Annotated in this window: 10 protein-coding genes and 1 rRNA gene; 5 read left to right on the top strand and 6 right to left on the bottom strand. The window is 59.2% G+C overall.

The genetic code is table 11. The features are described 5' to 3' along the window. Positions 1 to 223: 223 nt before the first annotated feature. Complete coding sequence (locus tag DU29_RS0116270; protein ID WP_028622620.1) at positions 224 to 958, bottom strand: thioesterase II family protein; 735 nt, start codon at positions 956 to 958, stop codon at positions 224 to 226. Positions 959 to 1138: 180 nt separating this feature from the next. Beyond that, a complete protein-coding gene (locus DU29_RS0116275; protein ID WP_028622621.1) occupies positions 1139 to 2311 on the bottom strand; it encodes an MFS transporter in 1173 nt (390 codons plus the stop codon). Between the two features lie 166 nt (positions 2312 to 2477). On the opposite strand from DU29_RS0116275, the gene DU29_RS0116280 reads away from it, so the two are divergent. Genes DU29_RS0116280 through DU29_RS0116290 form a run of 3 tightly spaced genes read left to right on the top strand, consistent with a single transcriptional unit; the run spans position 2478 to position 6016 of the window. Further along, positions 2478 to 3266 (top strand): glucose 1-dehydrogenase, encoded by a 789-nt coding sequence (locus DU29_RS0116280; RefSeq protein WP_028622622.1) that lies wholly within the window; start codon positions 2478 to 2480, stop codon positions 3264 to 3266. Then, positions 3259 to 5085 (top strand): glycoside hydrolase family 15 protein, encoded by a 1827-nt coding sequence (locus DU29_RS0116285; RefSeq protein ID WP_028622623.1) that lies wholly within the window; start codon positions 3259 to 3261, stop codon positions 5083 to 5085. Before DU29_RS0116280 ends, DU29_RS0116285 begins: the two co-directional genes overlap by 8 nt. A gap of 28 nt (positions 5086 to 5113) precedes the next feature. Further along, positions 5114 to 6016, top strand: a complete 903-nt coding sequence (locus DU29_RS0116290) for an alpha/beta fold hydrolase (RefSeq protein WP_028622624.1) — start codon at positions 5114 to 5116, stop codon at positions 6014 to 6016. Here the strand turns inward: DU29_RS0116290 and DU29_RS0116295 are convergent. Then, the gene (locus DU29_RS0116295; protein WP_028622625.1) at positions 5985 to 6968 is read right to left on the bottom strand and encodes a GlxA family transcriptional regulator; all 984 of its coding nucleotides are present in this window, start codon (positions 6966 to 6968) and stop codon (positions 5985 to 5987) included. The genes DU29_RS0116290 and DU29_RS0116295 overlap by 32 nt on opposite strands. A 90-nt stretch (positions 6969 to 7058) precedes the next feature. Between DU29_RS0116295 and inhA the strand changes: the two genes are divergently transcribed. Further along, a complete protein-coding gene (gene inhA, locus DU29_RS0116300; RefSeq protein WP_028622626.1) occupies positions 7059 to 7751 on the top strand; it encodes an isonitrile hydratase in 693 nt (230 codons plus the stop codon). Between the two features lie 222 nt (positions 7752 to 7973). Here inhA and DU29_RS0116305 read toward each other — a convergent pair whose 3' ends face one another. After that, the gene (locus DU29_RS0116305; protein WP_028622627.1) at positions 7974 to 8453 is read right to left on the bottom strand and encodes an SRPBCC family protein; all 480 of its coding nucleotides are present in this window, start codon (positions 8451 to 8453) and stop codon (positions 7974 to 7976) included. 203 nt (positions 8454 to 8656) lie between these two features. Between DU29_RS0116305 and DU29_RS0116310 the strand changes: the two genes are divergently transcribed. After that, positions 8657 to 9058, top strand: a complete 402-nt coding sequence (locus DU29_RS0116310; protein ID WP_028622628.1) for a lysozyme inhibitor LprI family protein — start codon at positions 8657 to 8659, stop codon at positions 9056 to 9058. 95 nt (positions 9059 to 9153) lie between these two features. On the opposite strand, the gene mrdA is transcribed toward DU29_RS0116310, so the two are convergent. Both mrdA and rrf read right to left on the bottom strand, forming a co-directional pair. Beyond that, positions 9154 to 11046: a penicillin-binding protein 2 gene (gene mrdA / locus DU29_RS0116315; RefSeq protein ID WP_028622629.1), complete on the bottom strand. Its 1893-nt coding sequence runs from the start codon at positions 11044 to 11046 to the stop codon at positions 9154 to 9156. A gap of 237 nt (positions 11047 to 11283) precedes the next feature. Next, a 5S ribosomal RNA gene (rrf, locus tag DU29_RS0116320) occupies positions 11284 to 11399 on the bottom strand. Positions 11400 to 11444 lie beyond the last annotated feature (45 nt).

The raw sequence follows: 11444 nt of genomic DNA on the forward strand, positions 1-11444 counted from the left end.
AGAAAGCACAAAGGCATGTCGTCCCTATAAAACGAATGCAGGCCGGAAAAATTAGCGAATGAGAATATGTATCAGAGAAGGGGTAATACGCGGCTTTTCAGGTGTCGAGAAACCTGTGGGAGCGAGCCTGCTCGCGATAGCGGTATGTCAGTCAACATCCTTGCTGAATGGCACACCGCTATCGCGAGCAGGCTCGCTCCCACAGGGTTAAGCACGTGTCGTGTCAGGCAGGGGCAACCATGGCATGCCGGCGATGATGCACTTCAAGCTGATCCTTGATGACCCGCAGCACTTTGGCTTCGTGCTCATGAATGAAGAAGTGCCCTCCGGCCAGCATGTCCAGGGAAAAACTGCCGTGGGTTTCCCTGCTCCAGCCGATCAACTGCTCGGTGGTGGCCTTGTCGGCCTTGCCGCCGAGCACGTGCACCGGGCAGTTGAGCAGCGGTCGCTGCACGGGTTGAAACCGCCCGCACAAAAGAAAATCCGCGCGCAGGATCGGCAGGGTCAGGCTCATCAATTCTTCGTTGGCCAGCACCTCTTCACGGGTGCCGTTGAGCGTGCGCAGCTGCTCGATCAGTTGTGCATCGGTTTTCGGTTCGGCAAAACCGCGGTCATAATCGGCACGCATGGTCGGCGCCGCAGTGCCCGAGGCGAACAACGCGGCCGGTTCCGGACAGCCGAGCGCACGAAAGGCATGGGCCAACTCGCACGCGAGCAAGGCACCGAGGCTGTGCCCGAACAGCGCATAGGGCGCTTCTATCTGCGGCTTCAGCTCTTGCGCCAGCTGCATCGCCAGCGCACGCATGTCCGTGTGCAACGGCTGATCGAAGCGAGCCCCGCGCCCCGGCAGTTCGACAGGCTGTACGTCAAGCCACTGAGGCACTTTGCGCCGCCAACGGCTGTAAACCATTGCGCTGGCGCCGGAATAGGGCAGGCACAGCAATGTCAGCTGGGTCACCGGGCTCACCTCGAAAAGTTGTCTGCTAAGAGAACGGATGAGCGAGCCGCGGAATTAGTCTACGCAGGACCTTGTGGGAGGTTCTAGGTTGCAAGGGAAGCTTGCAATGGCCGAGTGTCAGCTTGCATCAAAGCTGCACGACACGCCGCGATCGCGAGCGAGCTTCCCACAGGCAGATCATCATTTGAAATGGCGATAGCTCTGAATCGCCGAGACCAGTATTACTAGCCCCGCCGCAATCGCCACCCAGAAACCGCTGGGCGCACCGAAGGCATCCACCAGCCAGCCGGAGCTGGCCGCGCCGACCGCCACGCCGATACTCAACCCGGTCACCAGCCAGGTCAGGCCCTCCGTGAGTTTCGCAGGCGGCACGATCTGCTCGACCAGCGCCATCGCCACAATCAGCGTTGGCGCAAAGAACAGACCGGCGACAAACACGGCCATCGATAGTCCGAAAATATTGCTCGCCAGCAGTAACGGCAATGTCGTGATCGCCGTGGCAACGCCGCCGTAAAGGAACAATCGCGGCAGCGGCACTTTCGAGCGCAGCGCGCCGAACGCGAGCCCCGCCAGGCATGAACCGACCGCGTACACCGACAGCACAATGCTCGCCGCCGCCGGCTGGCCCTGATGCTGGGCGAAGGCCACGCTGACCACGTCGATCACGCCAACGATGGTGCCCAGGGCAACCATCGCCGCCATCAGCAACTGAATCTCGCTGGAGCGGATGATCGAGCCCTGATGGTGTTCTTCGTGGGGATGAATCGCTGGTTCGGTATTACGCTGCAGGACGAACGCGGTAACCCCGATCGCCAGCATCAACAAGGCAGCCAACGGCCCGGCCTCGGGAAAAACCACCACGCACAAGCCCACCGAAAGCGGCGGCCCGACGATAAAGCACACTTCGTCGAGCACCGATTCCAGCGCATAGGCCGTCTGCAATTGTGGCTGGCCGCGATAGATCTCGGTCCAGCGTGCCCGCACCATCGCCGACATGCTGGGCATGCAACCGGCCAGCGCAGCGAACACGAACAAGGTCCAGTGCGGCGCTTGCAGGCGCGTGCAAACCAGCACCATCAACAACGCCCCGCCACCGATCAGCGCTGCCACCGGCAGGATCCGCCGCTGGCCGAAGCGGTCGACCAGACGGGAAACCTGTGGCGCGCAGAAGGCAGTCGCCAAAGCAAAGGTCGCTGCCACCGCTCCCGCCAGGCCATAACCACCCTGCAACTGCGCAAGCATGGTGATCAGGCCGATGCCGGTCATCGAAATCGGCATGCGCGCGATCATGCCGGCCAGCACGAACGAGCCACTGCCGGGCGCTTTGAATAATTCGCGGTAAGGGTTGGCCATGATATGCAGGTCTTGTCAGGGGTCTGCACGTTGCCATAAGGCAGAGGGTCGGGGAAGGGTCGAAATGTTGGTTGAATGTGAAAAGGCCGGCGTCGATGCCAAGTGAACTCTGCACAGCATCAACCGGTCAGCTGATAAGGCCCCAACTTGAAGGCGCAGATCGCCCATGCAGATTTCCCTCGAGCAACAAGTTGCGCTGATCACCGGCGCCAGTTCCGGCATCGGCGCCGGTGTCGCCAAAGCGCTTGCCGCCGCCGGCGCCGCCGTGGTGATCAACTACCATTCCCAGGCCGCGCCCGCCGAAGAATTGGCCCGGCAGATTAACGCCAACGGCGGTCGCGCCATCGCCATCGGTGCCGACGTCTCCAAAGAAGAAGACGTCGACAGACTGTTCGCGCAGACCCTTGAGACGTTCGGTTCGCTGGACATTCTGGTGGCCAATTCCGGCCTGCAGAAAGACGCCCCGGCCCTCGACATGACGCTTGCCGACTGGAATGCGGTGATCAACGTCAACCTCACCGGCCAGTTCCTCTGCGCCCGCGCAGCCCTGCGCATTTTCAATCAGCAAGGCGTTCGCGAAGGGGTGTCCCGCGCCGCCGGAAAAATCATCCACATGAGCTCGGTGCACCAGCGCATTCCCTGGGCCGGGCACGTCAACTACGCGGCCTCCAAGGGTGGCGTGGACTTACTGATGCAGACCCTTGCTCAGGAAGTCAGCCACCAGCGCATCCGCATTAATGGCATTGCACCGGGGGCGATTCGCACGGCGATCAATCGCGATGTCGACGAGCAAGACTTGCTCAAACTCATTCCTTACGGCCGGGTCGGCGACGTCGAGGATGTCGCTAACGCGGCGGTTTTTCTCGCCTCGGATGCTTCCGATTACATCGTCGGCACTACCCTGTTCATCGACGGCGGCATGAGCCTCTATCCGGAGTTTCGCGGCAATGGCTGATCATCTTACGGAACGACAAAGCGCCATCGCCGCCCACGGCATCATCGGCGACATGCGCAGCGCCGCACTGGTCAACGATAAAGGCAGTGTGGATTTTTTCTGCTGGCCGGAATTCGATAGCCCGTCGATCTTCTGCTCGCTACTGGACACGCCGGAAGCGGGGATTTTCCAGTTGGCTCCCGACCTGCCCGACGCCCGTCGCGAGCAGATTTACCTACCCGACACCAATGTCCTGCAAACCCGTTGGTTGAGTGCGCACGCGGTGGTCGAGGTCACCGACCTCCTGCCGATTGGCGACAGTGAAGATGACCTGCCGGTGCTGATGCGCAAGGTTCGCGTGGTCAGTGGTCGAGCGACGTTTAATATGCGCTGCGCCGTGCGCCTTGACTATGCGCGCGCCGACACCCGCACACGGGCGGATGCCGAAGACGTCGTGTTCGAGGCTGCCGGCCAACCCTCTTTGCGCTTGAAGTCCGATCAGAAGCTGTCCGTCGACGCCAATTCCGCCGTCGCGCAATTCAGCCTGAGCCAGGACCAGACCGCGCAATTCCTGCTCGGCGGTATCGATGACCCACGCTTCCAGGAGGGCGCCGCTGCGCTGTGCATGGAGCGCACGTTGAAGTTCTGGCGTGACTGGTCCGGGCAGTCCAACTATCGCGGGCGTTGGCGGGAAATGGTCAACCGCTCGGCGCTCGCCCTGAAGCTGCTGACCTCGCGAAAACACGGGGCGATCCTCGCGGCGGCAACGTTCGGTTTGCCGGAAACACCGGGCGGTGAACGCAATTGGGATTACCGCTACACCTGGATCCGCGATGCGTCGTTCACGGTTTACGCATTCATGCGTCTGGGCTTCGTTCAGGAAGCCAACGATTACATGCGCTGGTTGCGCGGTCGGGTCAGCGACTGCCAGGGCAAACCGGTAAAGCTGAACATTCTGTACGCCGTCGACGGGCGCCAGAAGCTTCCGGAAACCGAGCTTTCGCACTTCGCTGGACATGGCGGGGCGACGCCGGTGCGCATCGGCAATGGCGCCTATGATCAGGTCCAGCTGGATATCTTCGGCGAACTGATGGACGCGGTGTATCTGGTCAATAAATACGGCGACGCCATCTCCCACGAAGGCTGGAAGCATGCCGTGGAAGTGGTCGACGAAGTCTGCCGCACCTGGGAGCAAAAGGACGTCGGCATCTGGGAAATGCGCGGCGAGCAGCATCACTTTCTGCACTCGCGACTGATGTGCTGGGTGGCACTGGATCGCGCGATTCGCTTGGCCTCCAAACGCTCCCTGCCCGCCCCTTTCGCGCGTTGGGATGAAACCCGTCAGGCCATCTACGCCGACATCTGGGAAAACTTCTGGGACGAGGAGCGCGGGCATTTTGTGCAGCACATCGGCGGTACCGCGCTGGACGGTTCGATGTTGCTGATGCCGCTGGTGCGCTTCGTCAGTGCCAAGGATCCACGCTGGCTCTCGACGCTGGCGGCGATCGAAAAAACCCTGGTGCGTGATGGCATGGTCTATCGCTACCGCAACGAAGATGCCGGTATCGACGGGCTCGCCGGCACCGAAGGCGCTTTTGCGGCCTGCTCGTTCTGGTACGTGGAATGTCTGGCCCGCGCTGGGCAGGTGGAAAAAGCGCATCTCGAATTTGAACAACTGCTGCGCTATGCAAACCCGCTGGGTTTGTATGCCGAGGAACTCGACAGCCACGCTCGGCACCTGGGCAATACGCCGCAGGCACTCACGCACCTGGCGCTGATCAGCGCCGCGAGTTTTCTCGACCGGAAGTTGAGTGGCGAGAAGAATTACTGGCAGCCTTGAGACCGGTTTGCAGCCACGGGAGTGATCCATGAACGACGACTTGCTGGTCCACTATACCCTGACTCCGACGCTGCAAATCGCTTACGAGGAGCACGGCCCAAGGTCCGGCGATCCGGTGATTTTGCTTCACGGTTTTCCGTATTCCCCTCGCGGCTTTGATGAAGTCGCCCCGCCGCTCGCCGCACGGGGTTACCGTGTCATCGTGCCGTACCTGCGCGGCTATGGGCCGACTCGTTTCAACCATTGCGAGACAATGCGCTCCGGTCAGCAAGCGGCACTGGCTCAGGATCTGCTGGATCTGATGGACGCTCTCGGCATTCAGAAAGCCGCTTTATGCGGCTACGATTGGGGCGGTCGGGCAGCATGCATTGTGGCTGCGCTGTGGCCGGAGCGGGTCAGGTGCCTGGTCACCGGGGATGGTTACAACCTGCAGGACATTCCTGAATCGAGCCAGCCGCTCGATCCGAAAACCGAACATCGCTTGTGGTACCAATATTATTTCCATACGCCGCGCGGCGTCCAAGGCCTGACCGAGAATCGCCGGAGTCTGTGTGAGCTGCTGTGGAAACTGTGGTCGCCGACCTGGGCCGATGGTCCGGAGCTCTATTCGCTCAGCGCTCCCGCTTTCGAAAACGCAGACTTCGTCGAGGTGGTGATTCATTCCTATCGTCACCGCTTCATGTACGCGCCCGGCGATCCCGCACTGGATTGGCTCGAGGAAGCGCTGACGAACCAACCGATGATCAGCGTACCAACTATCTCGCTGTGTGGCGCGGATGATGGTGTGGGCCCGGCAGAGGAAATCGATGAGGACATCGAGCATTTCAGCGGCCCCTACGAGCGCCGCGTGCTACCGGGCGTAGGGCATAACATCCCTGAAGAAGCGCCCGAAGCGACCGTCAAAGCGCTGCTGGATCTGCTGCAGCAGTGATAGAAAATCGCTCGCGGTAGGCTTGCGGCGTCACGCCCATGGAGCGCACAAAACTGCGCCGCAAGGTTTCTTCGCTGCCGAACCCGCACTGCATCGCTACGCGTTTGATTGCAGCAGAGGTGTCGCTGAGCAAACGCCGCGCGGTCTCGACCCGGATAAGTTCGATCGCTCGCGCCGGGGTTTGGCCGGTGTCTGCGCGGTAGTGACGGACGAAGCTGCGCTCGCTCATGCCCACCTGCTCGGCCAGGGTCGAGATGCCCAGGTCCATGGTGAGGTTTTCGCTGATCCAGGCATGCAGGTCATCGAAGCGGTTGCCCTGCTTTTGCAAAGACAGGGTCACACTGAATTGCGCCTGGCCGCCGGGACGTTTGAGGAAAACCACCAACTGCTGCGCGACTTCCAGGGCCATCGCGCGGCCTAAGTCTTCTTCGACCATGGCCAGCGCCAGGTCGATGCCCGCAGTGACCCCGGCGGAAGTCCACACCGGCCCGTCGTTAATGAAGATAGGATCGGGCTCTACCCGCAACTGCGGGTGCTGCCGCGCCAGCTGTTCGCAGCGCGTCCAGTGCGTTACCACACGTCGCCCGTCAAGCCAGCCACTGGCCGCCAGCAGAAACGCGCCGGTGCAGACCGAGGCAACCCGCCGACAACCCTTCGCATGCTCGCGCAGCCACTTTACCAGCGCCTCATCTTCCGCTGCCGAGTAAACGCCCCAGCCTCCCGCCACGATCACTGTGTCACTGCCCTGCGCTGGCAGTGGCTCAGCCAATACCGCCAGACCTGCCGAAGACAGCACCGCCCCGCCACCCGCAGCGATCACCGTGGGCGCGTACGGCGGAGGCAAGCCCTTGTGGCCGGCAATGTCGTTGGCAGAGGCGAATACCTGCAAGGGCCCGGTGACATCGAGCAACTGCACATTCGCAAAGGCGAGCATGTGAATAATCCTGGGCATAATTGGCGTGATTCGTGGGGTAATTGGCGTATGCGCCAGATCCTACGACGCTAAGGTGAGGTCGTCCACCCGCCTCCTGAGAAATACACCATGACCTTGCAGATCGGTTTTCTACTATTCCCCCAGGTGCAGCAACTGGATCTGACAGGGCCCTTCGATGTGCTGGCTTCATTACCGGATGTGAAGGTGCATCTGATCTGGAGAGACCTGATGCCGGTCACGGCCAGCACCGGCCTTATGCTGAAACCCACCACTACGTTCGCCGATTGCCCCCGGCTGGATGTGATCTGCGTGCCGGGCGGTAGCGGCGTCGGTGCGTTGATGGAGGATGAGGAGACGCTCGACTTCATCAAGATGCAGGCGGCGGGCGCGCGCTACGTCACGTCCGTCTGCACCGGTGCGCTGGTGCTCGGTGCAGCAGGGCTGCTCAAGGGCAAACGGGCCACCACCCACTGGGCCTACCATCAGTTGCTCGCGCCGCTGGGAGCAATTCCAGTGATGGAGCGAGTGGTGCGTGACGGTAATTTACTGACAGGAGGCGGGATCACCGCCGGGATCGATTTCGCTCTGACGCTGGCCGCTGAACTGTTCGATAAGGACACCGCACAACTGGTGCAGCTACAGCTCGAGTACGCACCGGCGCCACCTTTTGACTCAGGCACCCCCAGGACGGCTCCCGCCCATGTATTGCAGGAGGCCAATCGGCGCTCGGCACAGTCGTTGATGCAGCGAACGCAGATTACCGAGCGGGTGGCAGCGGCACTGAAATCGTGGCGCCCGTAGATCAAACACCCGAATGTCGAGTTTTCGACAGGCGAAAAAAAACCCGCCAGAGGCGGGTTTTTCCAAGACCATTGTCGACTCCCTGTCGATAGCGAATCCTTGCTGATGGTCGATCATCCATGATCCTGAAGCGCTTCCTGTGCTTCAGTTGATGTGGTCAGAATACGCATCGGATCCAATCTGGCATAGACGACATCGCTACCATCGCGTGTAAGACATTCGCTATACCTTCTCTGCATTAGTGGTTTCGTTAACGAATTTTTCGATGTTGCCCATTTGTTCATCCCAACCGCGGCTGTCCATACGGAAAGCCTTGAGGCGACGGGTTTGGGGTATGTGGTCAAAACCAGACTCGGTGACCTTCAGCAGGGTGCCATCTTCGAGGTCTTCGAGCTCGAATTTGACCAGCGTGGTCGGCTCCTGGGTGTAATCGATATCCGGCTCGACCGCGTAGGGGTGCCAGCGAAATGAAAACACCCGCTCGGGCTCGACCCGCTCCACCAACACATTCCACAGCAGATGCTCGTAACCTGGGTAAGTGATCTGGCCCTGAGTCCAGTCACCGGCAACGAAGCGCTTGCCCTCCAGCGCCACGCCAAACCACTGCCCAAACGCTTCGGCATTGGCCAGCACACGCCAGACGTGCGAGCGCTGCGCTTTGAGCAGGATCTTTCTTTCGATTCGATCTGATGCGGGATTCATAGCTCACCTCCTGTAATGAACAGTAGGCCTGTAAGACCACAAGACCAACCTTAAAGTTGTACAACTGGCCTTACATTCAACCGTCCTGCAATATTCGGCTGCATTTACATCTATAAGTTCTGGCCCTGCGCCAGGCAGCAATGCAACAAATGGATTGCGGTTCGCTACACTGCATCTCAATTTCATGTCACAGCGAGAATCCCATGCAAGCACGCTTCCTTTGGGCTTTGACGCCCTTGCTGTTCACAACCCTGGCCTCGGCTGCAGAGTGCGACAACGCGACCGATCAATCGTCCATGAATCAATGCGCGGTCCAGCAGAACAAGGCAGCAGACAAGGAACTGAATGCGCTTTATCAGCAAATCACGGCGCGTTTGAAGGGCAGTCCGGATAGCAAGAAGCTGTTAGTTGGCGCACAGCGCTCGTGGATTGCGTTTCGCGATGCCGAGTGCAGATTCTCAGCCTCAGGCGTGGCGGGCGGCAGTGTGTATCCGCTGATCTACAGTAATTGCCTTACTGACCTGACGAAAGCGCGGGTGGAAACATTCAAGGGTTACCTGAAATGCCCGGAGGGTGATATGAGCTGCCCGGTACCGGGGATTTGAGGTTTCCCTTTATTGAAGCCGGCACGAGTGCTCTCACGGTAGTCTCCAGTGAGAGCGGTCTTGGGCCAGTGCTTACGTAAACCTGCTACACATAGTCATACGTGAGGATCGCCTGGTTTCTTGCCGGGCGTGGCGTATCGCGCTTTCAGATGGCCGTCATGATCCAGCAACCAGGCATCCATAATCTGCCGGACCACCGGCCCCGCCACCCGACCACCCGCTTCACCGTTTTCAATCATTACCGAAATGACAATTTTAGGATGCTCGGCTGGAGCAAAGCCGACGAATAACGCATTGTCGCGGTTACGCTCCAGGGTTTTCGCGCGGTTATAACGCTCACCCTGCTTGATCGCCACTACTTGCGCGGTGCCACTTTTACCCGCAATGCGGTACTGAGCACCTGCGGCAGCCGCACGGGCAATCCCGCGAGCATCATGCATGACCATCTGCATACCGTGGTTGACCTGCCCCCAGTCGCGGGGGTCTTTCAACAGAATATCTGGCACCGGGTGCTCGTCCACGGGCGCCACACCATTCACTGTTCTGGCCAAATGCGGCCGGTTCCAGACGCCCTTGTTTGCGATCAGCGCAGTGGCCTGGGCCAATTGCAGTGGTGTGACCTGCATGTAGCCCTGACCGATGCCCAGGATCACCGTTTCTCCTGGGAACCAGGGCTGGCGGCGAGTAGCACGCTTCCAGGCCTGGGACGGCATCAGGCCGGCCGATTCTTCGAACATGTCGAGCGAGACTTTCTCACCGAGGCCGAACATCGCCATGTAATCGTGCAGGCGGTCAATGCCGAGCTTGTGAGCCAAGTCATAAAAATAGGTATCGTTGGAGCGCATGATTGCTGCATCCATATCTACCCAGCCGTCTCCGCTGTGGTTCCAGTTACGGTATTTGTGGTCGAAGTCTGGAAGCTGATAGTAGCCGGGGTCGAAGACTCTGGTCTGCGGAGTGACTACACCTGCGTCAAGGCCGGCGATCGCAACTTCTGGCTTGATGGTCGAACCGGGTGCGTATAAGCCTCGGAGAACACGATTGAAAAGTGGGCGGTCTATTGAATCCCGTAACGCCGCGTATTCCTTGAAGCTGATACCGGTGACAAACAGGTTTGGGTCAAAGCTGGGCTTGCTGACCATGGCCAACACTTCACCGGTCGACGGGTCGAGCGCTACAACGGAACCCCGGCGATCACCCAATGCCTCCTCTGCGGCCTCTTGCAGCTTGACGTCGAGGCTAAGGACTATGTTTTTGCCTGGAATGGGATCGGTGTGTTTAAGGACTCTGAGCACGCGACCCTGAGCGTTGGTTTCAACTTCTTCGTATCCGACATGGCCGTGCAGCGCTGATTCGTAAAATTTTTCGATACCGGTTTTGCCAATCGACTGAGTCCCGCGGTACTCGACTGTATCGAGTTCCCTGGTTTCTTTTTCGTTGATACGTCCGACGTAACCAATCGAATGCGCGAAGTGGGCACCCATTGGATAGTTGCGGACAAATTGTGGCTCGACATCGATACCAGGCAGGCGGAACTGGTTCACCGCGAGTACCGCAATTTGCTGTTCGTTGAGTTCATAAAACAAGGTTACCGGCACAAAGGGGTGACGGGTCTGCTTCATCGCTTTATCAAAAAGCTCTCGATTTTCAGTCGGCAGGTGCAGAAGATTGATGACCTCGTCGAGCTCTGCATTGACATCTGATGCGCGCTCGCGGGTGATCGTCAGGTTGTAGCTGGGCCGATTATCCGCCAGTACTACCCCGTTGCGATCGTATATCAGACCTCTAGTCGGCGGGATTGGCAGGACATGAACACGGTTGTTTTCGGAAATGGTCGAGTGGTAGTCGTACTCAATCACTTCCAGGAAGTACATGCGCACTATCAGAACGCAAGTGATGGCGACGACAAACAGAGCGCATGCCATCAGCCTTTTGTTAACTAGGCGCGACTCTGTTTCATGATCTTTGATGGGAATGGCTTCAGGCATTTCTGTTGCAGCTCTTTGACTATAGATGTCGGCAGTCCTTAGCCTTGAATCAGTCCGCTTGAAAACGAGCTGCACCATACCAAAAACCAGCGCCTACTTGAGTCCGTATCAATCAATAAGGTCGTCGGCTGAGACTATCCTGCTATGTAACGCGCTAGCCAATGCATGGACCACAACTTTCCTGCGGCCAAAACAAAACCCCTACCTGCATACGCAGATAGGGGTTTCGGAATTTAATCTTGACGATGACCTACTCTCACATGGGGAAACCCCACACTACCATCGGCGATGCATCGTTTCACTGCTGAGTTCGGGATGGGATCAGGTGGTTCCAATGCTCTATGGTCGTCAAGAAATTCGGGTACCGAGTCGTGGCCAGCTGGCCGCGCTTCAGCAAA

Source organism: Pseudomonas sp. Ant30-3 (assembly GCF_000690905.1).
GTDB lineage: Bacteria > Pseudomonadota > Gammaproteobacteria > Pseudomonadales > Pseudomonadaceae > Aquipseudomonas.